This window comes from Alteromonas ponticola, from assembly GCF_012911815.1.
GTDB lineage: Bacteria > Pseudomonadota > Gammaproteobacteria > Enterobacterales > Alteromonadaceae > Alteromonas > Alteromonas ponticola.
Genome location: NZ_JAATNW010000004.1, coordinates 93,139 through 118,845, shown reverse-complemented (window position 1 = coordinate 118,845; position 25,707 = coordinate 93,139). Strand labels below are relative to the sequence as shown.

Annotated in this window: 18 protein-coding genes; 6 read left to right on the top strand and 12 right to left on the bottom strand. The window is 48.1% G+C overall.

Annotated features, from left to right (window positions below; all coding sequences use genetic code 11):
• Positions 1–64 precede the first annotated feature (64 nt).
• The 4 genes from HCJ96_RS07670 to HCJ96_RS07655 form a co-directional block, all read right to left on the bottom strand.
• A complete protein-coding gene (locus HCJ96_RS07670; protein ID WP_169210464.1) occupies positions 65–3,157 on the bottom strand; it encodes an efflux RND transporter permease subunit in 3,093 nt (1,030 codons plus the stop codon).
• A gap of 9 nt (positions 3,158–3,166) precedes the next feature.
• Entirely contained in the window at positions 3,167–4,312 is a 1,146-nt protein-coding gene (locus tag HCJ96_RS07665; RefSeq protein WP_169210463.1) for an efflux RND transporter periplasmic adaptor subunit, read from the bottom strand.
• 216 nt (positions 4,313–4,528) lie between these two features.
• Entirely contained in the window at positions 4,529–8,701 is a 4,173-nt protein-coding gene (locus tag HCJ96_RS07660) for a PKD domain-containing protein (protein ID WP_169210462.1), read from the bottom strand.
• 142 nt (positions 8,702–8,843) lie between these two features.
• Positions 8,844–9,443 carry a DNA-J related domain-containing protein gene (locus tag HCJ96_RS07655; protein WP_169210461.1) on the bottom strand — a complete coding sequence of 200 codons (600 nt, stop codon included), beginning with the start codon at positions 9,441–9,443 and terminating at the stop codon, positions 8,844–8,846.
• A gap of 231 nt (positions 9,444–9,674) precedes the next feature.
• Here HCJ96_RS07655 and efpL point away from each other — a divergent pair, with 231 nt between their 5' ends.
• The 6 genes from efpL (at position 9,675) to HCJ96_RS07625 (ending at position 16,818) form a co-directional block, all read left to right on the top strand.
• Entirely contained in the window at positions 9,675–10,250 is a 576-nt protein-coding gene (gene efpL / locus HCJ96_RS07650) for an elongation factor P-like protein EfpL (protein WP_169210460.1), read from the top strand.
• Between the two features lie 26 nt (positions 10,251–10,276).
• Entirely contained in the window at positions 10,277–11,092 is an 816-nt protein-coding gene (locus HCJ96_RS07645) for an energy transducer TonB (RefSeq protein WP_169210459.1), read from the top strand.
• A 60-nt stretch (positions 11,093–11,152) separates the two neighbouring features.
• Entirely contained in the window at positions 11,153–11,806 is a 654-nt protein-coding gene (locus tag HCJ96_RS07640) for an ABC transporter ATP-binding protein (protein ID WP_169210458.1), read from the top strand.
• Complete coding sequence (locus HCJ96_RS07635; protein WP_246261224.1) at positions 11,772–14,189, top strand: FtsX-like permease family protein; 2,418 nt, start codon at positions 11,772–11,774, stop codon at positions 14,187–14,189. Before HCJ96_RS07640 ends, HCJ96_RS07635 begins: the two co-directional genes overlap by 35 nt.
• Positions 14,179–15,240 carry a lipocalin-like domain-containing protein gene (locus HCJ96_RS07630; RefSeq protein WP_169210457.1) on the top strand — a complete coding sequence of 354 codons (1,062 nt, stop codon included), beginning with the start codon at positions 14,179–14,181 and terminating at the stop codon, positions 15,238–15,240. The genes HCJ96_RS07635 and HCJ96_RS07630 overlap by 11 nt, the downstream gene beginning before the upstream one ends.
• A gap of 198 nt (positions 15,241–15,438) precedes the next feature.
• Positions 15,439–16,818: a diguanylate cyclase gene (locus tag HCJ96_RS07625; RefSeq protein ID WP_169210456.1), complete on the top strand. Its 1,380-nt coding sequence runs from the start codon at positions 15,439–15,441 to the stop codon at positions 16,816–16,818.
• 110 nt (positions 16,819–16,928) lie between these two features.
• Here the strand turns inward: HCJ96_RS07625 and HCJ96_RS07620 are convergent, their stop codons facing one another.
• From HCJ96_RS07620 to HCJ96_RS07585, 8 genes are all read right to left on the bottom strand, one after another.
• Complete coding sequence (locus HCJ96_RS07620) at positions 16,929–17,642, bottom strand: DUF1499 domain-containing protein (protein ID WP_169210455.1); 714 nt, start codon at positions 17,640–17,642, stop codon at positions 16,929–16,931.
• A 143-nt stretch (positions 17,643–17,785) separates the two neighbouring features.
• Positions 17,786–18,574 (bottom strand): sterol desaturase family protein, encoded by a 789-nt coding sequence (locus HCJ96_RS07615; protein ID WP_169210454.1) that lies wholly within the window; start codon positions 18,572–18,574, stop codon positions 17,786–17,788.
• Complete coding sequence (locus HCJ96_RS07610; protein WP_169210453.1) at positions 18,574–19,191, bottom strand: CDP-alcohol phosphatidyltransferase family protein; 618 nt, start codon at positions 19,189–19,191, stop codon at positions 18,574–18,576. Before HCJ96_RS07610 ends, HCJ96_RS07615 begins: the two co-directional genes overlap by 1 nt.
• A gap of 1 nt (position 19,192) precedes the next feature.
• Positions 19,193–19,828, bottom strand: a complete 636-nt coding sequence (locus tag HCJ96_RS07605) for an ATP-binding cassette domain-containing protein (RefSeq protein WP_169210452.1) — start codon at positions 19,826–19,828, stop codon at positions 19,193–19,195.
• A 1-nt stretch (position 19,829) separates the two neighbouring features.
• Positions 19,830–21,575: an ABC transporter permease gene (locus tag HCJ96_RS07600; RefSeq protein ID WP_169210451.1), complete on the bottom strand. Its 1,746-nt coding sequence runs from the start codon at positions 21,573–21,575 to the stop codon at positions 19,830–19,832.
• Positions 21,575–22,750, bottom strand: coding sequence for an ABC transporter substrate-binding protein (locus HCJ96_RS07595; protein ID WP_169210450.1), 1,176 nt, complete (start codon positions 22,748–22,750; stop codon positions 21,575–21,577). The genes HCJ96_RS07600 and HCJ96_RS07595 overlap by 1 nt, the downstream gene beginning before the upstream one ends.
• Entirely contained in the window at positions 22,737–23,555 is an 819-nt protein-coding gene (locus HCJ96_RS07590) for a DUF547 domain-containing protein (RefSeq protein WP_169210449.1), read from the bottom strand. The genes HCJ96_RS07595 and HCJ96_RS07590 overlap by 14 nt, the downstream gene beginning before the upstream one ends.
• Positions 23,539–25,689: an FAD-dependent oxidoreductase gene (locus HCJ96_RS07585; protein WP_169210448.1), complete on the bottom strand. Its 2,151-nt coding sequence runs from the start codon at positions 25,687–25,689 to the stop codon at positions 23,539–23,541. Before HCJ96_RS07585 ends, HCJ96_RS07590 begins: the two co-directional genes overlap by 17 nt.
• Positions 25,690–25,707 lie beyond the last annotated feature (18 nt).

The following is a 25,707-nucleotide window of genomic DNA, read 5'->3' as shown; positions in this document are numbered from 1 at the left end:
AGTCACACTGCTATAACAGGGTTACCCAGCCACTGGAAAGCTAGGTAACTTAACCCACGCTACGCTAGCGTCTTCTCAATACCCTTTCTACCGCCACATAAAACATTGGTACGAAGAAAATGGCCAGGAAGGTTGCAGCCAGCATACCTCCAATAACGGCCAGACCAATGGCATTTTGCGCCGCTGCGCCCGCTCCGCTGGCTAATGCCAGCGGTGATACGCCCAGAATAAATGCCATCGAGGTCATAATAATCGGGCGAAAACGTTGTTTGGCGGCGTTGGCCACTGCAACCATTAAGTCCTCACCGTGCGACACTTGCTCGCGCGCAAATTCAACAATCAATATGGCGTTCTTCGCCGCCAAGCCTACGGTGGTTAAAAATGCCACCTGCAGGTAAATATCATTGGGTAAACCAAACAGGAAAGCGGCCGTTACCGCGCCTAAAATGCCCAGGGGTACCACCAGAATAACCGCCACCGGTACCGCCCAGCTTTCGTACAGAGCTGCCAGACATAAAAATACCACCAGCACTGAGATCACATAAAGCATGGGGGCCTGAGCACCTGCCTCCTGCTCCTCATACGACAAGCCTGTCCATTCAATACCGAATCCCTGGGGTAACTGATCGACAATCTTTTGCATTTCCTGCATGGCTTCGCCAGTAGAAACACCCGGTGCTGGGCCGCCCTGTATATTCAGCGAACCGATGCCGTTGAAACGTTCCAGACGGGGCGAACCATAGGTCCACTCGTAAGTGGCAAACGCACTGAACGCCACCATCTCGCCTTGCGCGTTACGCACATACCATTTATCCAAATCATCTGGATTCATCCGATAGGGTGCATCGGCTTGCAGATAGACCCGCTTGATGCGCCCTTGGTCAATGAAATCATTAACGTAACTTGAGCCCCAGGCAATCTGTAATGTCGCGTTTATTTCGTTTAGAGGGATACCCAATGCGGAAGCTTTCTCGTTATCAATGTTGATCTTGAACTGAGGTACATCGCTAAGTCCGTTGGGTCGCACCCCCATTAGCTTCGGATTTTGCGACGCCATGCCTAACAGCTGATTGCGCGCATCCATCAGCGCTTTATGTCCTAAACCGCCGCGGTCAACCAATTGCATACTGAAACCGGTCGCGCTGCCCAACTCCATAATTGGGGGCATCATGATTGGAAATGCCATCGCATCCTGAAATTGAGAAAACGCGCCATAAGCCTGATTGGTAATGGCAAACGCACTTTGTGATTCGTCGCGCTCATCCCAGTCGACCAGATGCACAAAGCCCATGGCCGCGTTTTGTGCACTGCCGGCAAAGCTAAATCCCACCACCGAAAACATATCTTTCACCACATCTTCGTGCTGATTGAGGAAAAAATCTTCGGCTTTTTTAACTGATTCAAGTGTGCGTTCGGCAGTAGAGCCTGGCGGTGTAGTAAGTATCATCAACACGCTGCCCTGATCTTCGTTGGGTAAAAATGAACCGGGTAAGCGCATGAAAATCACGATCATGCCCGCAACGAGTAAACCGTAAACCACGAAGAAGCGTTTGAAGCGCCCCGCCATGAAAGAGGCAGAGCGCTGATATTTGTGGCGACCGCCATTGAACATACGATTGAACGCACCCAATAACCCTTTGCTTTTTTCATCATGCGGAGGGTGTTTCTTTAAAAACGTTGCACACAGTGAGGGTGATAAAATAATCGCCACTAACACGGAGAAAATCATCGCTGACACCAGGGTTATCGAAAACTGACGATAAATAACACCTGCAGAGCCACTGAAGAACGCCATGGGGATAAATACGGTCGAAAGCACGGCAGCAATCCCTACCAGTGCGCTACTGATTTGTCCCATGGACTTTTTGGTCGCTTCTTTGGGCTCCAGCCCCTCTTCTTCCATGATACGTTCGACGTTTTCGACCACCACAATGGCATCGTCCACCAGCAGACCGATTGCCAGTACCATGGCAAACATGGTTAACACATTAATGCTGAAACCGAATGAGTAAAGTACCGCAAAGGTTCCCAACAGCACCACCGGCACTGCGATTGTTGGGATCAACGTGGCACGCCAGTTCTGTAAGAACAACAACATTACCAGAAATACCAGTACTACCGCTTCAATCAATGTCTGCACAACCGATTTAATAGAAAGCTCGATAAACGGCGAAGAATCCAGCGGATATACCACTGTTACGCCTTCAGGTAAGGTTGCCTGCAGCTGATCAACCCGTTGCTTAACCCGTTCGATGGTATCAAGTGCGTTGGCCCCTGACGCCAGACTCACCGCCATACCTGATGCAGGATGCCGCTTATAGCGCACGATCGCATCATAGGACTGGGCGCCCAGCTCTACCCTTGCCACATCACGCAAACGCACCTGGGAGCCATCGGTGTTAACCCGCAGCACAATATTTTCGAAATCATTGACGCTGTGAAGTAGTGATTGCGCCTGAATGGTCGCGGTAATTTGCTGACCTTTCAATGCCGGCATACCACCTAGCTGGCCCGCAGAAATATCGGTGTTTTGGGTGCGCACTGCATTTTGCACGTCAACAGGCGTCATGTTGAAACTGTAAAGCTTGGCCGGGTCCAGCCAGATGCGCATCGAACGCTGTGCACCAAAAACCTGCACGTTACCCACCCCGTTCACCCGGGAAATCGGATCACGGAATACCGTGACCAGCATGTCACTTAAGTCATACTGTGAGAAAGTTTCATCATCAGAATAAACGCCGACCACTAACGCAAACGAGTTATTCGCTTTGGTTACGGTTACGCCCTGTTGTTGCACTTGTTGTGGCAGAAGCGGAATGGCTCCCTGTACTTTGTTTTGTGTTTGTACCTGAGCAATATCAGGGTCAGTACCCGGTGCGAAGGTTAACGATATATTCATCGAATTATTTGCGCTGGTAGCAGAGAAGTAACGCAGATTGTCGATACCAGAAAGGTTTTGTTCGATTATTTGGGTGACCGAGTTTTCAACAGTTTCTGCTGACGCACCTGGATAAAATGCGCTGACACTCACAGAGGGCGGCGCGACTTTGGGGTACTGTTCAATGGGCAGTGCCCGAATAGCCAATACCCCGGCCATCATGGTAATTATTGCCAGAACCCACGCGAATACCGGCCGTTCGATAAAAAAGTTAGCCATACAGTATCCTTACTCCCCGGTTGCGCTTGCAGATTCTGAATTCCACGGTTGCGGCGTTACCGCCATGCCGGGCTGCACTTTCTGATAGCCCGTTATAATAATTGTTTCACCCTCGGTTACACCCTGATTCACTATATATTGATCACGATAGTTACCTGAGATTGAAACAGGTCGCGCTTCCACTTTATTTTCTTCATTGACGATAAACACCACCAGCGAGCCGTCAGGGTTACGTGTCGTAGCCCGCTGCGGAAGTAACAGCGCGCTGTCCGAAGACATTTGCACATCCGCTTTGACAAACATGCCAGGCATCAGCAGGCCATCGGGATTCGGCGCTATGGCCCGTAGGGTCACCGCGCCAGTGGATTCATCCACAGTGACTTCTGAAAACTTAAGCTCTGCCTGATGTGCATACTTTTCGCCGGTTAGGTTATTCAATATCAAATCAACGGGAAGCGCGCCTTTCCGCGTCATCATTTCACGGATTTTGAGCACTTCTTTACCTGAGCTTTGAATATCGATAAACACCGGGTCCAATTGCGTGATCGTTGCCATTTGCTGGGTCTGATTGGCGTTAACCAATGCGCCTTCGGTCACTTCTGAACGGCTAATTTCACCATCAATAGGTGCGTAAACCCGGGTGTAATCCAAATTAACCCTGGCCAAATCCATTGTAGCCTGAGCCACACTGATTGCTGCTTTGGCCTGCGCCAGCTGAGCTATCACATCATCATTTTCCTGCTCACTGATGGCTTTTTTACTAATAAGGTTCTGGTAGCGTTTGGCACGCGCCTCAAGTGTATCGACATTGGCCTGAGCACTTTGTAAATCAGCTTTCGCACTATTGTATTGGGCGCGATAACGGGTATCGTCAATTTGATACAACTGCTGACCTTTTTTTACTTTTGCGCCTTCTTCAAATAGACGCTTGACCACAACACCATCCACCTGCGGTCTCACATGCGCCTGTTTAGAAGGTGTTACCCGGCCTGGCAGCGAAGTGGAGAGGGTGATATTTTCTCGCGACAATTCCATCACCGACACGGCGGGCGGCGGCATATCTTGCCCCATCCCTTGCTGGGAGCCAGACTCTTCCGCACACGCAAGCAGTAATAGCGAGAGAAAAACAGTAACGACCTTGTAAGACTGATACATTTGAAAAAACCTAAATGTTTACCGTATTGGCGATGTGGCAGGGACCTTAAAAAATACGCGTTGAGAAGGGCTTAGTCAATAATGGTGAGACTGAGTGATGGATTGTTACGCTAAAACCATGCAACCTACGAATTGACGATGTGCTTGAAGTTGATTTGCTGATATCAAAAAGCCGACATTTTTGTCGGCTTTGGTTCGTTTTAGTAAATCAGAAGATCATGGTCCTGAAAATACGATTCGTTCAATCACACCTGTGTCTGAATCTAGTTTCATCAAGCCATCGTCATGAGTAAATATTAATTTGTCGCCTCCGGCAAATTCCTCAGAGTTAACTAACACAAAATCTGTCAAACTGTATTCAGAAACTCTGTCAGCATTAACTGTGTAGACAACATTGTTGACCACATCAAAAGCCACGTCATCAACCGATGAATCATGGCTGAGAGTCATAACAAAGCTCGAATCTACGGCTGAAAAGACATCTCCACGTGCAGAAATCAGGAAGTTTCCATCCGGTGTTAACCAGACGTTTCCGCCTGTACCAGCATTGAGGTAATGCTGTTTTTCGTAAGTGAAAGTTGAACCATCTGTCGAGAATTCATAAATATCATCTGCCCAGACACGAGTTTCAGACACAAAAATATGATTCGTAATCGGGTGAAGTGCTAAGTTCGATTGTTGGTAAATGCTAGAATAGGTGGATATTGTTGAGCCATCGCTAGCGTCGACTAAGGTAATATCTGTATATGAGCCGGAACCGCTGGATATAATTAACTCGCCATTTAGCTCAACAACATCATAGGGATCGGTTGTAACATACAGTGAGTGAGTGTGCGATGGATTCACATTCGTTGATAAATCGAAAACTGCCACATAGCCAAACTGGTCTTCCTCGTACCAGCTAGAACTATGGCTTCTTGAAGGCATTGTAACGTAAAGCGTATTCCCAGCCTGGGATAGTGTCATATGCTCCACAATGGATGGCATTTGGTAATAACGTTCGGCCAATCCTGTGGCGATATCAACCACGTACACTCGATGATGATCCGAACCATCTATAACGATTTTCGTTGTCATGTAGGTCTTGCGTCTTTGGGTGTCAGTTAATACTGAAATGGGTGAGAAGTCTAAATTATAGGCTTCCGCATTACTCACAACTGTACCGTCATTAATCCCCTGGGAAACTTCAATAGTGACAGTATCAGTTGAGACTAATCCATATTCGTCCTTGACTTGAACCGCGACCGTGTAGGTGTCAGGAATAACGAACCGATACTCCAATGTGCCGCTGTAAGAAAAAAGAGAATCCCACTCACCGTCGTTATCGATGTCCCAGCGGTATACTAAAGGTGCACTACTTTCAGCATCAGAACTTGAGCTTGCGTCAAATGAAAACACGGATGTAGTAAGGTCATTATTGAGGTCAGTTTGGTAATTCAACACGGCCAGAGGCGCTGTATTTTCTCCACACTCTGAACAAGGGTGTGAATATGATTCCAGTGCAGATTCATAATAATCGGAGGTAAATACTTTGATTTCACCCCCCTGTACGTACGAATGAAACACGTCCTCCTGAGTAGTTAAACTACCAATTTGTTGCCATGATTCAGTGCTGTAATAATAAAGTTGTCGCCTGTTATCAGCGGCAAATAAAACCTTTTCATCAGGGTCAAAGGTCAATGAGCTAATGTAGGACAAGTCGCCTTCTAGCGTTGCAATTTTGGTGAAATCAGAAACCCTTATTACACTGCCGTCATAACTGATCAGGTGATTCCCATCTGGGGTTAACCAGGCATCACGTGAAAAAGGAACGTTGGCAATAAAGGGTGACGATATCAGGGATAACCCTGACACAGTTATCTGATAGCGGTATATTGTTTGATAATCCAATAACCACAGTTCTTCATTTTCCGCATTTAGCATCAAGCCATCAACATAGTTGATAGACGTTGAAAAAACTTCTTCGCCAGTACCAACGTCAAATTGTTTAAGCGTATTACCGAAAATTGCGAATATTTTATCGTCTAAGCCATCCAGATGACTCACTCTTTCATCCACTTCAAGCACATTCACCAATGCCTGCTGGCTGACATCAAACGCTGCGATAAAGTAGCGTCTGTCGGCATAACTGCTTGCATAGTCGATTAGGCTTAAATAAATATAATTCTGATCACCTGATAACGTTAAGTTCTCAAGCGCAAAAGGAAAATCGAAATAGGATTCTGGCAATCCCGTATCAGCATCGATAATCCATAACTGATTTTCATCATCCGTGACATATAACTTGCCGTGGGTACTAGCGAACACGCTTTGTAGCGCTTCAAAGTTGTAACTATTCGCTGTTGGATTGGACACCTCAATAGCTGCTTTAGTACCGTTTTCAACAACGACATCTTTTGATTTACTGTGCGTGGCGCCCGCAGCATCTTTTATTTGCAGCGTGACCAGATACGTACCTGATGCAAAATAGTCTTTTTCTATTGTTGAAAGGGAAGAAAATTCTGTATCCCATTCACCGTCACCATCCAGATCCCAACGATATTGCAACGCGCTCTCTGCATCGCGACTTGATGAGCCATCAAAAACGAATATGTCAGCAGTGGTCCCCGAAGCCGATGTATAATCGAACGCTGCGACTGGTGCAGTATTTTCTCCACAGGCAGGACAGGGCTTGGGAGACTTAATCAGTTTTGTGCCGGTACCGGTTTCACTTAGGTAGTAGAGATAATGTTGTGTTGTGTTAAAGGCTCTAACCGTTCCAATAAGCGCAAGTTCACTGATTTCAGCTAAATATTCTGAGTTGTATAAAAAAACTGTGTCGTCCTCAAATTGAAGTAACATAGTGTTGTTTGATGCGTCAAAATGAGCAGCTTCTATTTCATAACCGATACTTAAAGAGTCGGTAGCCACAAAGCTATCTTTGTTGATGATGAGCCCCGAACTTGTGAGCAGCTCCTGATCATTTGAATTGTTCCAAAATTTTCTGCCACCCCAACTGTAATTGGTGTACCTGCCCTCAAGACTCCATTCGCCAGCACTGCTGGTATCTACTGTATAAATCACGCCTGCCCATTCAGACATCGCATAAACTTGCTGTCGACTTTCGTCATAGCTTAGGTTCATCCGCTCTGGGCCGTACAATTCGGATATAAACTCTGCAGTTGCAAAGTTCCACACCCGACTACCGTCATAGTAATGAGGTGAGCTCGTAATCAATCGGTTATTGGCCGTTACAACGAAGTCATAAATTAACGTATCAAGGTCAATTTTCGACAATTGTTCCAGTGATTCCATGTCATAGGTGAAAATCGAAGATGAACCTTCGTCCCAGCGACTTCGAGCTGAAGGGGCGGAATTGGTCGCAACATACAATTTCTGACTGTCGCTACTTAAACGAATTTTTTTTGGGAAATTGTTAAAAGAGACCGTTTGCAGAGTTTCCCCAGTATTGACATCCAAAACAGTGAGCGTTTTTTCGTCTTCACTGATTAATACCAGCCGTTGGTTTAGTTGGTCGAAAAAATAATCGATCTGCGTGCCTAATGTACCGGCGATGCTGAGTATTAGTCTTTTCTCCGCATCAACATTATCCTCAACTCCATCATTATCATCATCCGAATCCGCGTTATCACCGATACCGTCTAAGTCAAAATCGAGCGTTTCAGCTTCATCCCAGGGGAACATGTCATCACTATCTGGTACGCCATCATTATCGTCGTCCACATCTTCTGCATTTGGGATACCGTCTTTGTCTGAATCCAGCACGCTTGATGAATTTAACGACTCTTCAAAGTGTTTAATCGCCTCAGAGATACTGATGAAAGTTGTTCCGCTCTCCGAATCAAAAATACCGGCGTTATTGACCGCTTGCTCAAATTCACTGACACTTTTCACTAAGTCGTCAAAATTAAGCCCTGACGCATTCAACCTGGTCAGCAAGCTTTCACTCAACACAATGCCGTTGCTGCTATCGCCGTCTTCATCAAGAGACTGTATCAAACGAATCAGGTTAATTACTGAAGCTAACCGCGTATTTTTGGTTCCCATCACATCCAGAGGGGTTACTACCTTGGCTGCAGTAACGTCTGGCAGGGTGATATCACCAATTTTAAAAGTTACCGAATCGTTTTCTTCATAGGCATACTCACCATCAATGTTCGTTACACCTTGTTGTCCTGAGGTCGTGGTAAAACCTAAACCGGCAACTGGAGAATCGAGAAAAATTCCGCTGAACACCTGAGGTACTGGATCAGGTTGTGGGGCCGGGTCAGGATCCGGTATAGGGGTGGGTGCAGGGGCCGGAGTCGGACTGGAAGAACTGCCGCCTCCTCCGCCACAGGCAGTAATAAAGAGTACTAAAAAAATAATAGCAAAACGATAAGCGCTCATACAACAGAGTCCATTCAAATGAGAAAACGATTGTATAGTAAAGTAGAATTACAATTAGCGGAATTGATTTTTGCTTAAAAAAAGCGCGACAACTGCTTATTTTTCGCACTTTACGCCTTCAATATGAAACGCAGTAATCCCTTCATATTGATTTTATTAACGTTTCGAATGCCGCCACTATGTGTTTAGATTTTTCAGGGTCACCCCCTTTATCGGGATGATGCTGATGTTGTAAGCGTCTGAACTGTTGTTTTAATAATGTCCTGCTCAGCCTGGCGTCTTCAGGTATTTGCATAACGTTTCTGGCATCGAGAATTTCGGCTTCATCATATGACTTTACCCCGGCCATTCGCTGCCAAAAATCATCCAGCATTTGATCCACCTCATCCACCTTCGTGTTGGTAAAATTATCCCAGTCCAGATAGTAAGCGGCTAGTTGATCAGGCTCAGCGATGGCGGCGCCTTGATGCACAAATGGCTCAAGCACAATATGAGTGGTATGGATGCGTAAAACTCCCGTTTTATCTAGCCGCCATCGCTGTTGAAGCTGATACAGGGCGTTGAATAAGACAAAGTGTGTTTGAAACAATGCCAGTGAATCACTCAGTGCATCTTTGTTAAATAAGGCGTATGGCTCCTGTTTTAATAATTCAATCAGATGGTATTCGCTGATCCCCTCGCTAAACGTAGCTTGAAAATGCTGCAGCGTTTCAATCAGCACAGTATTTCTTTTTGTCGTCATTGCAAAACCATACAAATGGGAAGCGTGATTACAGGTCAACACTCAATATAACAAAAATGCGACGCTCTTTTTATGTATTCTATACCAGCAACATTCGCATCCGGCTATAAACAGATTGAATACCCTCTGACCTGTAAATTAAACTTTCGATTCAACAAAAAATCATTGAAAATACTGCTTTTATAATACGCCGCCTGCTAAGCTGGCGTTTTCAATTACAGGACTACAAGCATGCCAAAGGCAAGTGAAATCAAAAAGAACAACACCATCGTGTATGACGGCAAAACCTGTATCGTCAGAGATATTGAGCGTTCGGTACCGCAAGGGCGAGCGGGCGGCAGTATCTATCGCATGCGTATGTATGATGTGGTAAGTGGCGCGAAGTTTGACGAAACCTTTAAAGATTCAGACATGTTGGAGATGGCTGACCTGGTGCGTCGTCCAGCCATGTTTTCGTACATGGATGGTGACGAATATGTGTTTTTGGATAAAGAAGATTACACCCCTTATCACTTGCATAAAGACAGTATTGCTGAGGAAGCGCTATTTTTTAACGAAGAGACTGATAGCATCCAGGTGGTTATCGTCAGTGACGCTCCAGTGGCTTTAGACTTGCCAATGAGTGTGGAACTGGAAATTGTTGAGACTGACCCGTCTATCAAAGGTGCCTCGGCCACATCTCGCACCAAGCCAGCTAAATTATCCACCGGCCTGGTGGTGCAGGTGCCTGAATATATCAGCACCGGAGAATGGATTAAGATCAATACCGAGGAACGCAAGTTCCAGAGCCGTGGTGATAAGCATTAGCATTTCAGAGAGAATAAGAAGAACCAATGAAATATTTAATATTATTAATTTCGGTCGTTATCTCAGGTTGTGCCGCGACTAAAAACAAAACAAATACAGCTTATCAAAAAAAATGCTATTCGGTTCAATACGATGCGGAAGCTCACCAGAAAGGTGTGTTTAAAACAATATATTCACCCCAACTGGTGAATGGCATCGCTCTGGCCATCGAGCAACTTAACCACTGTGGTGTCGAAAAAGCGCGAGAAACGGTAAACGCATTGTTACCTAGAGCACAAATGGACTGGCTTTTATTAGCGAGCAAACGTGCTGAAATTGAGTCGTGGTGGATGGCAAACAAGTGGGTCGAGAAGGGTGATACTGAATTAGCTATCCAATCTGGTGAGACATGGCTGGAGTTTACCGAGCAGTCGCACGACCCCTTAATCGATAAGGCGATGTTTATCGCTTACAATTTTGAAGGCAACGAAGAAAAGGCTAGTGAGTTTGCCGGCTACGCTTTTGATACTCCTGAAGCTGCTAAGGCATACCGCAAGCAATGGGAAGCGTCATTTACGCAGGTCGAAGTTGGTTCTCAGACTTCCGAAATGATATATCGCGAGTCCCCCGTTGCATTGAAGCGAATCGGCCCAAAATACAACGAGCCCGGTGTCATCCAACTTCAGTTTTACGTCGATGTCCAAGGACGTGCAACTGATGTCGAAGTGATTGAATCAACCTCCAAAGGTCTATCAAAAAGTGCTGTCGATGCACTGAGTGGGTGGCGTTTTCTTCCAGCCCAGGACACCGAGGGAAATTCTATTCGCTCTCAAATTATGAAAACCCAGTTTGTCATTGAGTAGTTAGGCAAGGCTTGCGTGTGATTGCCGTGCTAAGCTTTAACAAAAGCGTTTGGAAAGACCATGATTGCAGTAAACAACCTGTGCTTCAGCCGCGAAGACGGCGGTCATTCACATACCATTTTAGACCAGCTTAATTTGACCGTTCCTGTGGCTGAACAGGTCGCCTTGCTGGGTGACAGTGGCTCCGGAAAAACCACTCTGTTGCACTTACTTGCCGGCTTGCTGCGTGCTGACAGCGGTTCAATCATGGTCAACAATCACGAGTTGACCCGCTGTGACGAGCACCAGCTTTCACTCTATCGCAGAAAAATAGGGCTGGTCTTTCAGCATTATCAGTTACTCGAATGCCTGACAGTACGCCAAAACATTTTGTTTCAGCACAGACTCAACGCGCCTGCGCAAAGCGCTGATGATTTTGCGCACCTTGTCGGCACCCTGGGTCTTGAAGATAAGCTTTCAGCCCTTCCCCACCAGCTATCCGGTGGCGAACAACAGCGGGTTGGTATCGCGCGGGCACTTTTGCATAACCCGCAGCTGGTGCTGGCAGATGAACCCACCGGTAATTTAGACTTAAAACGCTCTCATCAGGTAGTGAAACTACTTACCACGCTGTGTCGCGAGAGAAATATAAACTTAATTATGGTTACTCACAGTCATCAGTTAGCTGAGTACTTTGACAATGTCAAAACACTCAAAGATGGCAACCTTGAGTAACGAGGTTAGACTGGTACTGTCCAGTCACCTTGCCTTTTATTACCGACATCCCTGGCTGCTCGCGCTGTTCATTTCAGGCTTGAGTCTCGGCAGCGCTCTGCTGACCGCGATTGCCGGTTTAAACCAGGAAGCACAATCGCGCTTTGAGGCGTCAGCAGCCTTGCTTACAGAGCCAGTCACCTATCTCATCAAACCCCTCACGGGCAAGCAATACATCGACGGTGAGGTTTGGCTTGAATTACGCCGCTCGGGGATTACACAGGCACAACCGGTATTGCGTGGCACGGTTAAAACCGAGCAAGGGCGGTCGCTGTCAATTCAAGGGGTAAATACACTACTGTGGCTAAAGGCCGTAAATGCTTCAGACTCTCAGCCACAAACACAGCAATTTACCGAGGAATGGTCGTTCTTACGTTTATTGGTGGATGAGCAATTTGCTTCACGAATCGTCAGCGATGATGGCCAAAGCATTCCCCTTAGCCTGCCTGTAGGTTATCGGCAACCCGAAATTCGGCTTACCAGCGACATCGGACTATGGGCGCTGACTGATTTAGCTACCGCCGATTACCTCTTAGGAGCAAATGGACAACTTAGCTTCATTGAACTATCAGCATTCACAGACAAACAGGCAGATCAAATTAACCTAATCGTCGCTGGCAAAGCGCAATTGGTTGAGGCAGCAAACCGCAATTTCACCGTTCTTTCTGAGGCCTTCTTTTTTAACCTTTCGGCGTTAGCATTGCTGGGGTACATTGTTGCTGCATTCTTAAGTTTTAACGCCATCAAGTTGACCTTAAGTTCGCGTAAAACGTTGCTGCAGCAGATGCACTTATTGGGTTGTAGCAAACAGGGGATCCGTTTAGCGTTGATTATCGAGCTCATCAGCGTCAGTTTGTTCACAGCAATCATCGGTGCCCTCTGCGGTTACCTCATTGCTAATGCGTTGGTACTGGATCTCAATCGAACCCTGGTGGGCCTCTATCAGTTTGACAAAACCCTGGTAATTGTCTGGCAATGGTCGAAAGTAGCACTGGGATTTGCGCTTAACCTTTCTGCGCTGACGGTTATCATGGTGTCGCAGACGCCATTAGTTCAACAGTATCGCCGCTGGGCTTTTTACAGCTGTCTGGCAGTTAGTCTGGGCGCTGGAATATGGCTGCTGAATGAAGCGGCAACCGATTATCAGGCACTACTGCTTTGCTTATGCATTTTGATGCTATTCGTTCTCATCGTGCCCAGTATTCTGCGTTTCACGGTCACCTTGCCACTGACCTTTAGCAATCCTCTTGCGCAATGGCTGCATGCCGACTCTCGCTTCCATTTAAAGGACCTCCATATCGCGATTGTGGCAATGGTAGTCGCGCTGGGTAGCGCAATCAGCATGCAGATAATGGTAAACAGTTTCGCTGTCACACTGGACAGACACCTGGAGACGCAGCTGAGCGCAGATATCTACCTGCGCACCGACACCCACAATGCGGATTTACGCAAAGCCTTGAGCAGCCAGTCTGACGTTGCGCTTGTCAGCATCTATCAGCAAAGTGAGGGCTATATCGACAGCATTCCGGCTACGCTGGAAAGCTACGGCGATGACAATAAGCACTATCAACATATCAGCCTAACCTCAGGCGGGAAGGTCGGTACTAGTCATTTTGCTCAGCAGGGGTGTCTGGCAAACGAACAAGCCGCCATAAAATATGGATTACAGCAACAAAACCTGGTGAGTTTTGTGCAAAATGACCAGCAATTTAATTGTCGGATCAGTGGCTTCTTCTACGATTATGGCAACCCTGGGATCAGGCTGCTTACACGCGAAGGCACGCATAACGATAGCCACCTGAACCAGGTTTTTATAGGCTATTCTATCCGCTTAGCCAATAGCAGTTCACTTGACAGATTCAGCGAGCGGTTGGTGAACGAATTTAAGCAGGACAGCACCCAAATTTACCCTAACGAACGATTCAAACGCTATGCGTCAATATTATTTAACGACACCTTTGTCGTCACCCGACTGCTCAACGGCTTTATTCTGGCAGTCGCACTGGCCAGCTTAGGTACCAGCCTGTTAAGTCTAAGTGCCGGTCAACTTAAACAACTGTCAATATTGCACAATCTGGGTGTTTCTCGCAGACAACTCCTTGTGATGAAGTTGACCCAGACCACGCTAATTATTCTACTCACTATTGCACTGACGTTGCCGTTAGGATTGGCTTTAGGTATCGCGCTGCTCAAGTTTGTCATGCCCATTGCCTTCGGCTGGACCATTCACTTTAATCCTGATATTCAGGCGCTGATCCTGACCTGCCTGACGCTGCTTGCAGTAGCTGCATTGTGCGCGTACCTGCCAATTCGTAAACTGACGAGGAGGGTCAATGCAAAATAAAACTCGTTGCTTTATTGTCAGCAGCGTTTTGCTGCTTTTAGCCTTACTGGCTTGCACACCGGCCAGCGAAAAATCCGCTCAGGATGGTTTATCCATCGCCAGCGGTGAACCGGTAAAACCAGGCCGACAAATTACATTTCCACAGGACCATGGAATTCACCCAGAGCAAGGGATTGAATGGTGGTACCTCACAGCCAACCTGACTGCAGAGACGGGCGAGACATTTGGTGTGCAGTGGACATTGTTTCGTACCTTGGTGCCGGGGCAAATTGAATCTAGATGGTGGGATGATAATTTGTACTTCGCTCACTTTGCCATTCAGCATAAGCAAGCCCATCATGCCTTTGAGCGTTTTGCCCGCAGTGAACAGGCTGGCGTGGTCAGCTCCCCATTTTCAGCCTTTATCGATGACTGGCAGTTGCGCAGTCTGAGTCAGGACTTCTTACCATTACAGTTAACCGCAGCAGAAACCGATCATGCTGTCTCACTCACGCTCGCCGACAGCCCGGTCACATTTCATGGCGACAAGGGCTACAGCCAGAAAACGCAAAGTGGTCACGCCTCCTATTACTACAGCTACCCCTTTTTAAAAGCATCTGGCAAGGTGACTTTTGCCGGCCAGACATTTAACGTAAACGGCCACGCCTGGTACGACCGAGAATGGTCTGCAAGCTTGCTGGATGAAGATCAGGTCGGCTGGGACTGGTTTAGTCTGGTCGACTCAAACCAACAACACGGATTAATGCTGTTTTGTATTCGTACCCAGGCTGGCAGCTACGATAACTGCAGCGGAACACGGATTCGGGAAAATGGCCAGGCAGAAACGATCAGCCACCAGCATATCAACATCTCAGTGCTGGCATCACTTTCACTTGGCGATAAAGTTTACCCACAAAAGTGGCAGGTCGTGTTGGCCGATTATTCGCCCATCATAATTGAGGCAATTACCCGCGATTCTCGCAATCAACTCACCGTGCCTTATTGGGAAGGGCGCATAAAGGCATCAGGCGGCTTTATTGGCAAAGGCTATGGTGAGATCACCGGACGTTAGGCGATTTTCAATTCAGAGTGTCCTGCGTGGGTCAGCGTTTTATTGCAAATAACCTTGAAACCTCATCGCTTTTTCACTGCTAAATTCAAATGGCGATATCACTGACATCACGCGGCCAGGCTGTGCGAAATTTGCACAGGCATACAAAGCTGACTACACTTTGATCCTTCTGAAGCAATCCATGAAGTATGAAGCATCGTGAATGATATCAATGAATTAAACCTTAAAAACATTCTTGAGCATGCTCACATAGGTATTATTATTCATCGATGGGACACCAGCGTCGCTTACGTTAACCCTAAGGCACTGGAGCTACTCAGGTTAGATTACGACCGCATCATTGGTAAAAGTGCCTATGACACTCAGTGGCACTTTATTGATGATAGAGGGCGAAAATTAACCGTCGATGATTACCCTGTCAACCGGGTTATCAGGACACGTAAAAAACTGTCTAACGAAATAATGGGCGTTATCGACGATTCTGCCAAAGAAATCAGTGGGTTTATGGTTAACGCCTATTATGAGGGGGAAGGGGGTAAAGGCAGTTTTGTAATTGTCACTTTTATCGATATCTCAGATGCCAAAAAAATGTTTTCGTTTGAGGATATTGTCGAAAATACTCAAGATATTGTTATTGTCACTGAAGCCAGTGACATCGACTACCCTACCGGCCCTAAAATTGTCTATGTTAACAAGGCGTTTGAGACTCTCACTGGATATACCAGTGATGAAGTTATCGGTGAGACGCCGCGAATCTTGCAGGGCGCACTGACGGACGAAGCGGCAACAAAGCGTATTCACGACGCGCTGAACCAGGGTAAAGCCATTAACGAAACCTTACTCAACTACGATAAAAATGGCCGCCCTTATTGGATAGAGTTTAATATCATACCGTTAGTGAATAAATATGGTGAAATCACCCACTTTGCTGCCATTGAACGCGATGTGTCAGAAAGTATTTTCCGTCAGGAGCAGTTAACAAAGCGAAACACCGATTTGCGCGTTCTTAAGGATAAACTGGAGGAAATGGTAGCCAGCCGAACCGAAGAACTTCAAAAAGCTAAGGCTACACTGGAGAAGATAGCCTTTTTCGACCCTTTGACACAGGCGCCCAATCGTCGTTTCTTCAGAAGTCAGATTACCAAGCTTATCAGTGCAAGCCAGCGTCACAATACGTCGGTGGTTATTGGATTACTGGATATCGATAATTTTAAAAAGGTTAATGATACTTATGGACATGATTTTGGCGATGATGTGCTGATAGCGCTAACCAACGCCATCCAGGCGATATTTCGTACTGAAGATGCCTTTTGTCGTTATGGCGGCGAAGAATTTGCTTTCGCGGTTGCAGCCAATCAACCACAAGATGCGGCGGCGCTGGGTCAAAGATTGCTGGAGGCTGCCAGACAAGTCACTGTGCAGGCGGAATCCAAAATGGTTACCATCACGGTTAGCATCGGAATGAAAATTTTAAATGCTAAGAAAATAAAAGATTTTGAACATACGCTTAGCGAAGCAGACAGTGCGCTATATCAGGCTAAACACGACGGAAAAGATTGTTACGTTATTTTAGAGTGAATTTTGCGTACACCCTACCGATTAAACCAATCTGCCGACATTGAGGTCGACAGACGGTTTAGAGGTTTTCAGGCGTCAGAGCGCTTTAGATGTCAAATTGAGTCTGCAGACTAATCTGCCAATTGTTGGTGTAAAACATCAAAAAAGGCCTCAATACGTTGTGCATTCTTGCCTAGATCGCTCATGCCTACGCGGGATTTACTGCGCACGTCCACCAGTGTTTTATTATCTTTTGCGGTCAATCTGATCACCACGTCGTCTTTGAAACCAAACCAGAAGGTAGTATCAGTTGCTTCAATGGTATTCTCCAAAGCGTTTTGCTGGGTACGTTCCCAACCCAGCTCAGCCACGGCTTTCTCTGCTGCTGTATAAACCTTGTCCAGCGGTTGTGAAAACACCTGAGTTTTAATGTTGGGGTAGGCTTCAAGCTGCTGGCGAGTCACCTCACCACCTGCATACTCAAGCGGATTGGGCGCGTCTGCGCGTTTTGGTGCCACCGCAACGAATGCCGGGGGATTACTTACATCCGTTGAAATGTCATGAATGGGCGGAACTGATTTAGCCTGACCCATCATTTGAAGCGGCATCACAATCGCTACCAGCGCCATTGCAGTCCATACCGCCGTCTTACCCCATTGCATTGTTTTGCGGGCAAACAGCAGCTGTAAAATAATCAGAACTAATGCCGCCACGCCGACAAACAGGCCAAAGCGGAAGGAAGTGAACGCGAGCCCCAGACTCAAACCAGCAAATTGGTATAGTAAACCGGGCAGCACCACCATCAAAAAACTGACGATGCTTACCAACGCAACAATAGCTTTCATTTCTACCTACTTTTCAACAATTTGAATGAATGGATTCAACATATTACAGCAAACCGCAATGACGGCAACAGGCTTCCAATCTCCTACCGCGCTAACTGGACAGGATGCCCCTGTATTTTCATCGCGCAAGCCAGTCAATTTACTTACGAACGCGTAAAAGGCATTGTTAGCAGCCGTGAAAGTCTGGCGTTACTGGACGTAGCTGGAAACTCTCGCAATCCTATATCTAACTCTTCATCCGATTGACGTGCCCGCGGTCGGTAGCTGTTAAATAAACGATCCCACCAGCTGACACTAAAACCAAAATTAGTATTGGTTTCGCGGGCGTGCTGCGAATGATGTATGCGATGCAGACGCTGCGTTATCACCAGATAAGCCAGACGGTCGTCCCATTTTAACGGTAAGCGGATATTGGTGTGGTTAAACAGCGAAAACGCATTTAATGCCACTTCAAAAATAATAACAGCCAGTGCGGGCGCCCCAACGAGTAAGATCACCCCACCTTTGATAAATAAGCTTAATACAATCTCTACCGGATGAAAACGCAGCCCTGTAGTTGAATCAACATGGCTGTCTGCATGATGTACTTTATGTAAGCGCCACAGTATTGGTACGCGGTGAAACAGTCGGTGTTGCCAATAAATCGCTAAATCCAGCAGCAAAATACTGAGTATTACCGAAACCACGACAGGTGCGCCTAACCAGTGCAGAACTCCCACACCTGACTCCTCTGCCCATAGAGCAACGCCCACCAAAGTAGCGGGTAAAACAACTCTCGCCGCCAGCGCACCGATAACCAATATGCCCAGATTTGCCCGCCAGCGCTGGAAACGCGGCAACGGCGCTTTGCGTGCGGGTAGCCACAACTCTAACGCCGCCATGAGAGCGAACACTGATAAAAAAATACTGACACGCATAATGCTGGAATCCATTACGCTACCTTTTTCAGGGTATAAAAGCCGCCTGCGATTCGGGTCACAATGGTGATGGCACACAGTACGGCAAAACCATATGCCAACTGCGCGAACCAGTACGGCCAGATACAAAACGCTACAAACGCCAGGATCGTTTCGGTGCCTTCGGTCAGCCCCTGCATGTAGTAAAAGCTCTTATGTTGAAATTGCGGCCGTTCGATAGTGTATTTTTCGGCAGCCACGGCAAATGCCAGAAAACTGCTACCAGTACCAATAAATGCAGTCAGTAAAACCAGCGCCGGAATGCCCCATGCCTGAGGGTCTGCGATACCGAAGGCCAGTGGAATAGAAGCATAAAATAAAAAATCCAAACAGATATCCAGATACCCCCCTGCGCTGGAACTGCTGTTTTGATACCGGGCGAGCTCACCATCAACCCCATCGGCAACCCGGTTTAAGGCGATGAAGATCAACGCCATGACCCACCAGTTAAGGATAATCATTGGTACTGCCAGTAAGCCTATGCAGAAGCCCGCCAGGGTGACCTGATTCGGGCTTACTCCGCGCTTATCCAGGCGCACAATAAGCGGCCTTAATAACGGCTTGATCAGGGGAGTGAGTTTTGCGTCTAACATGCTACACCTCTATTATCCGTCCACCAACGGCCTGTGCATCACCTGAGTCATGCGTTACCATCAGCGCAGGCAGGCCACGGTCCGCCAATTGCTGGATAACCCAGGGACGCAGCTGCTCTTTTCGGGTGTTATCCAGTTTACCAAAGGGTTCGTCCAGTAACACCGCTGCCGGTTTTGCTGCCAGCGTGCGCAACAAGGCCACTCTGGCCTGCTGTCCGCCGGATAGGGTTTGTACGGCACGGTCGTAAAAGTCGGCCAGTCCCACGGTGTCTAATTGCCCGACAATACGCGCACGTCTTTCGCTGGCTTTAAGCGCGTGATGTTCAGAACGGGGTAGTGCAAACGCAATATTGTCACCGACGGTGAGATGTTCATACAACAATGCATCCTGATACATAATACCGATGTTGCGCCTATGCGCGGGTATATCGTTAATCCGCTCGCCATTGAGAGTGATGTCACCCTGCACACTGAATGGCTGACTGAGTTGCCCGCTTATCGCATCCAGCAGAGTTGATTTGCCTGCACCGGAAGCGCCCATTACGCACACTATTTCGCCCGCCGCAACGCTGAAATTGACGGTCAGCAGTGGCTGGTTGAAACGGTGTATACTGACATTATCTAACGACAGCGCCATATCAGAACACTCCGGATTGTTGGCCACGGGGGTGGGCCGCAGGATTAAACAGTCGGCCAGGTAACCACCAGGCCAGCGCAAACACGATTATCGGCATAAATGCCTGGACGATTACATACACAGCGCTCAGGCGTTGGCTGCTGCCTGATGCTACTGCGACTGCTTCCGTGGTGACAGTGGCAAAGCGACCGCCGCCACTGAGTAAGGTGGGCAGATATTGACTAAAACTGATAGCCATGCCCAACCCCAACGCCACCAACACGGGGCCAAACAATAAGGGCATTTTCACCCGCCAGAACACCTGTCCGGGCGACTTACCTAACGAATATGCCAGTTTAACATAGCGCGGATCTAATCGGCGATACGGCAGCGCCAGCGAAATATAAACATACGGCATAACGTACACCAGATGACTAAGCATGACGTGAGGGAATATACCGCCACTGAAAAAACGCTGTTGGAACCAAACCAGACCAAACAAAAAAGCCACTCCGGGAACCATTAGCGGTAAATACAATGTCAGTTGTAAAAGCGAGTGCTCCAGTCGCTGCCGTTGCCATCCCAGTTTTGGTAGCACACTGACTTCTGCTTCTAACGCCAGTAATGCCACTATCACTGCCAGCACACTCACCATTGCCCCCAACATCAACGTGTTTTTAACCGGTTCAGCCAGCGCAGGCAGTGCCGTCTGCCAGTGAAGAAGCGTAATGCCGTCCGGTAGCACTGCTGGGAACGGCCAAAAGGTAGCGAATGACCATACCAGCGTACTCACTACCATTGTCACCGCAAAGAAAGTAAATAATACCAATATCAGCCAGGCAGCCAGCGTGACACGACGTGCGCCTTGCGCGCGCTGCGTATTAATCATTGAATGACGTAACAGTCGTCCCGCTGAATACTCCACCAGCCGCCAGGTTATCAACGCAACCACGGTGACCATGAGCTGCACTACTGCTGCGGCGGATGCCTGAAAGCGCATGGAAAGTTCGATATGGTTAAACCATTGCAACACGGCCACAGCTAACGTGGGTGGATTGTTTGAACCTAAAATCAGCGGAATTTCCACATTTGCGGTGGCGTAAGCCAGTACAGCCAGCACCGGTAAGCGCAGGTGAGGATAAAGCTGCGGCAGCGCGCACTTCAGAAAGGCTGTAACCGGTGCATACCCCATAGCTTGCGCATTTTTAAGATAAGCGGTAATACGCGTGTGCATCTGGGGTTGAGACAACACGCTTAAAGCCATCAAAAAAATAAACGGTAATTCTTTTAAGGCCAGTGCAAAAATAATCGTTATTCCGCTGTTATCAAAAGGAATACTCCATTGAGGTGGTAACACGGTTTGTGAAAATAGCGAGGCCACCCGAGCGAGCCAGCCAGAAGGCGACAGGATAAACAGTAATGCGATGGCGGCCGCTGCGTGAGGTAATACTAAAAGTGGGCTAAGCAGACGCTGAATAGTATGCAACCACGCCTGGTGGTAAAACGCACTCAGTAGACACAGTGCTGAAAGGGTCGCTACGGCAGTGGCAATAAAGCCGGTGAAAAATGACATCCACGCCATATGTGCGATGTGGTCCACCGTCCACAGTCGCTGGAAAACCGCCAAACTAAACGTGCTTTCACCCAACGCAGGAAAGTAACCCAGTGCCGGAAGTAACACCCCGATTGCACCGGCTAACACAGGAAGGCATAACACGCCAATAAACAGCCAGCGGACCAGATGCGAGACACGGTGAAACTGCAGCATTACCAGCGGGCCCCATAGCGGACGAACCAGGCTTCACGTAATGCATCCGTCCAGCTGGCATGGGGTTCGGGTAGCAGACGATAAATCGCGCCGGGCGGCAGTGCTGCTGGATGTAAATCCTCCACGGCAAACAGCCTTTGGGTTTCAGCTGACAGCATCGCAACATCCAGCACCGTTTCATCACCCCACACAGCTTGTTGCTGCTTCTTAGCCTGGGCTTTCGGCGAAAGTAAAAAGTTTACTACCTGCTTGGCCGCTTCAGGGTGAGCCGTGTTATAACTAATACCGACAAAATGCACATTGCCCAGACTGCCTTCCTGCATCGCATAGGTGCGCGTGCGCTCAGGTAAGTCATAGCGTGTCACCGCTCCGGGGATTTCCGCTGCGGTGAACGAAAATGCCAGCAACACCTCACTGGCGCTCATCAGTTGCTGCAATTGTGACGCTTGTCTTACCATGTGCGAGCCTTGTCGCCACATTAGCGGGTGCAACTGATCCAGAAATGCCCACAAGGGCGCACTTGTCTCGTCAAAACGGGTTGCAGTTACTGGTGCATATAGCGGTGCGGTATTGTCTTTATTCAGCACTAGCAGCGCGTACTTTAAAAAACTGATTCCAAGATAATCGCTTGGCAGTGGATAGCTGAAACGACCGGGATGCTGTTTGGCGAACTGCATTAGCTGATTCAGGTTTTGCGGTGGTTCAGTTACATGTTGCTGGTTATAATAAAACACCATCGCTGCTCTACCCCACGGCGCTTCCTGACCTTGAGTGGGCAGACCAAAATCGGTCACCATTGCAGGATTGTTCGAGGGGTTAGTCAGCGCAAAGTTGGGTAGTTTTCCAACCCAATTTTTTAACAACAGGTTATGCCTTTGCATGGCGGCGAAGTTTTCGCCGTTAATCCAGATAAGGTCGACCGCCCCCTGAGAATGATTGCCAGCTGCCTTTTCTGCCAACACCCGGGCCACCGCATCGCTGGTGTCCGCCAGTTTAACGTGATTCAGGGTAATGTCATGCTGGTTGCGGACTTCATCAGCTACCCATTGCAAATACTTATTCACCTGCGCATTGCCACCCCAGGCATGAAACTGCAAAGTAGTCGCGCTGACAGCCTGCGCACTCATCCCGAATGCAATCAATACCAATATGCGCAAACGGTTAACGTACCTCATTGAGCGACCAGTCGTAATCCAGAAAGGTAATCGGAATTTCGCCGTCGCGTAAGCGGTTTGCGTCGGCGTTATTTAAGGAAAGAGCCTGGGCATACTGGGCGAGAAAAGCGCGCAGCCCGGACAAACCACGCCATTGCTCAAAATCGTCTTCGTACCAGTTAAAAATCTTTGACACTAGCAGTTTACCCTCAGCAAAACGATTGCGGCTGGGATCGCTGAGAAAAAGCCGTGTTTGCTCTGCAAGCTGGGTTTCCAGTACGTCACCACGATATGCCTGCCGGCGCAGCGCGGGACAACCGATACTGGCACAGTTAACCGCAAAGTGGATGCGCGGCTCGTTAAACCCTTTGTCGCTCCGTATCATGTCATGTTCAATTTCATCCAGCGTCCGCACTTCACCCAGCAAGGGTGCGATCTTTTTAGACCAGGGTGAGGAGAAGAAACCGCCGATATCGCGGATGGAATCAATATCAGCATAATGCTCTATGACCAATGCCACCGTATGCGCATTATAGGCATTGATTAAAAATGCCAGTTGCTGGTGTGCTGACCAGCCTCGGTAATTTTCCTGAGTTACCGCTGCAAGTTCCGCCAGATAGGCTTGTAAACTGGCCTTATCTTCGATAAAACCGGCATAGTCGACGCGTGTGTCATAACCCTCTTTCGAGGCAACAACATGCTTTTTTAAGAGCTTGTCCCAACCGTTATGTAACCCCTCATTGGCAAACACTGAGGAGCAACAAAATATAACGAGCAGTGCACCAAACACACTCGCCTGGCAATATCGGCTAACGACGCCATGCATGAAATTTCTCCACCCAACGTAACAGCTTCTCTGGTGCGTTGGCTCGCTTCCAGTTACCGGCCGTGTATTTGGTACCTTCTGCCCAGGTAGGATAAGCGTGGATGGTACCCAGAATTTTTTCTAAGCCCAAATTGTGCTTCATCGCCAGCACAAATTCGGCCATCAGGTCGCCTGCGTGTTCAGCGACTATCGTGGCACCAAGAATCGTATCTTTACCGGGAGGCGTTAGCACCTTGATGAAGCCCTTGGTGGCGCTTTCGGTTACAGCCCGGTCCAGCTCAGCAAATTCAAAGCGGGTTACTTCTACATCAATATCCTGCTCTTTGGCCTCGGTTTCGTTTAAGCCGACCCGTGCCACTTCAGGATCGACAAAAGTGGTCCAGGGGATCACTCGATAATCTACCTCAAATTTTTTAAATGTGCCGAATAGCCCGTTAACCGCCGCGTACCAAGCTTGATGAGCCGCCACATGGGTAAACTGATAGGGGCCGGCGACATCGCCGGCAGCATAGATATTCGGAAAACGAGTTTGTAAATACCCATCTGTTTCCAGCGTTCGCTCATACCGAATGCCTAATTCATCCAGACCAAACCCTTCAAGGCGCGCCTTGCGTCCTACCGCGACGATGACTTCATCATAGTTCAGTGCTGTCTCTTCATTGTCGTGACTTACGATCAGTCGCCGTATGTTGTCATCCTGTTCAAAGCGCTCAGCGTTATGACTGGTCAACACATTTACGCCGTTTTCGCTAAGCACCCCACGCACATATTCTGCTATTTCCGCATCCTCGCGGCCCATGATCTGGCTTTCCCTTTCAACCAACGTGACCTGGCTACCCAGGCGCGAAAAGGCTTGCGCGAGTTCGCAGCCGATCGGCCCTCCACCCAGTACCAGCAATCGCTCAGGTGCGGTATCGCGTTTGGCAAAGGTCGACCAGAGCGTGTCAGAGGTTACATAACCACTGTCTTTAATCCCTGGCAAGTCTGGTACGAAAGGCGCCGCCCCTGTGGCAATCACGATACTGCGAGCGGTGAGCGTTTGCGACTCGCCGTCTTCGCCAGCTATCTCTACCGTCCATGGATCGCGCAAACGAGCGTAGCCTTTGACTACATCGACCCCCAATTTGGTATAGCGTTCGACACTGTCATTAGGCGCAATCGCCGCAATGATATTATGTATACGTTGCATGACATGCTTAAACGGTACGGTTGGGCTGGTTTTTTCCAGACCATAGGTTTCTGCGTGACGCATCTGTTGCGCCACTTTCGCTGTTTTAATCAGTGCTTTACTGGGCACACATCCATAATTCAGGCAGTCTCCGCCCATCTCTCCGGCTTCTATCAGGGTAACTTTAGCCTTTACCGCCGCCGCAATATAGCTGGTAACCAGCCCACCGGCACCTGCACCAATCACAATCAGGTTGCGGTCAAAGGATTTAGGTTTGGAATACCCTTTGTAGACGCGTCGACGATTGACAATGGCAACGATCCCTTTTGCAATCCACGGAAAAATACCCAGCAAGATGAAAGAGATGATGAGTTCAAAAGAGAGTATGCCTGAGACGCTGTCGACCTGTGCCAGCTGAGTACCGGCGTTGACATAAACAACGGTACCGGCAAGCATGCCTACCTGACTGACCCAGTAGAATGTCCAGGTACGGATACTGGTCAGGCCCATCAGCAAATTTATTAAAAAGAAGGGAAATACAGGGACCAGGCGCAAGGTGAAAAGATAAAATGCTCCTTGTTTTTCTACACCGGCATCAATCTTCTTCAGTTTTTCTTTAAACTTGCTCCGCACGGTATCACGTAACACAAAACGCGCGACCAAAAACGCCAGCGTGGCGCCTATGGACGAGGCGAATGATACTATCAGCAACCCGGTTGCCAGACCAAACAGGGCACCGGCGGCCAGGGTTAAGATGGCGGCTCCGGGCAATGAGAGTGCTGTGACCACTACATAAATGGCGAAAAAGACACCACCGCTTAACCAGGGTCGCTCATTAATCGTAGCCTTAAACGCATCTAACTCACCTTTAAGGCCTTCCAGCGTCAGGTAGCTGTTTAAATCAAAATAGAAAAATCCAAAAATGGCCGCACCAATAACGGCAAGAAGCGCAATTTTTTTAACCATTGTTGTTTACTCCTTGTG

Coding starts and splice junctions, on each gene's coding strand:
- HCJ96_RS07605 (WP_169210452.1), bottom strand. CDS start 19,828: ATGGCGCTGTCGTTAGATAATGTCAGTATACACCGTTTCAACCAGCCA.
- HCJ96_RS07585 (WP_169210448.1), bottom strand. CDS start 25,689: ATGGTTAAAAAAATTGCGCTTCTTGCCGTTATTGGTGCGGCCATTTTT.
- HCJ96_RS07640 (WP_169210458.1), top strand. CDS start 11,153: ATGATTGCAGTAAACAACCTGTGCTTCAGCCGCGAAGACGGCGGTCAT.
- HCJ96_RS07655 (WP_169210461.1), bottom strand. CDS start 9,443: ATGACGACAAAAAGAAATACTGTGCTGATTGAAACGCTGCAGCATTTT.
- HCJ96_RS07595 (WP_169210450.1), bottom strand. CDS start 22,750: ATGAGGTACGTTAACCGTTTGCGCATATTGGTATTGATTGCATTCGGG.
- HCJ96_RS07665 (WP_169210463.1), bottom strand. CDS start 4,312: ATGTATCAGTCTTACAAGGTCGTTACTGTTTTTCTCTCGCTATTACTG.
- HCJ96_RS07620 (WP_169210455.1), bottom strand. CDS start 17,642: ATGAAAGCTATTGTTGCGTTGGTAAGCATCGTCAGTTTTTTGATGGTG.
- efpL (WP_169210460.1), top strand. CDS start 9,675: ATGCCAAAGGCAAGTGAAATCAAAAAGAACAACACCATCGTGTATGAC.
- HCJ96_RS07615 (WP_169210454.1), bottom strand. CDS start 18,574: ATGGATTCCAGCATTATGCGTGTCAGTATTTTTTTATCAGTGTTCGCT.
- HCJ96_RS07630 (WP_169210457.1), top strand. CDS start 14,179: ATGCAAAATAAAACTCGTTGCTTTATTGTCAGCAGCGTTTTGCTGCTT.
- HCJ96_RS07590 (WP_169210449.1), bottom strand. CDS start 23,555: ATGCATGGCGTCGTTAGCCGATATTGCCAGGCGAGTGTGTTTGGTGCA.
- HCJ96_RS07635 (WP_246261224.1), top strand. CDS start 11,772: ATGTCAAAACACTCAAAGATGGCAACCTTGAGTAACGAGGTTAGACTG.
- HCJ96_RS07660 (WP_169210462.1), bottom strand. CDS start 8,701: ATGAGCGCTTATCGTTTTGCTATTATTTTTTTAGTACTCTTTATTACT.
- HCJ96_RS07600 (WP_169210451.1), bottom strand. CDS start 21,575: ATGCTGCAGTTTCACCGTGTCTCGCATCTGGTCCGCTGGCTGTTTATT.
- HCJ96_RS07670 (WP_169210464.1), bottom strand. CDS start 3,157: ATGGCTAACTTTTTTATCGAACGGCCGGTATTCGCGTGGGTTCTGGCA.
- HCJ96_RS07645 (WP_169210459.1), top strand. CDS start 10,277: ATGAAATATTTAATATTATTAATTTCGGTCGTTATCTCAGGTTGTGCC.
- HCJ96_RS07610 (WP_169210453.1), bottom strand. CDS start 19,191: ATGTTAGACGCAAAACTCACTCCCCTGATCAAGCCGTTATTAAGGCCG.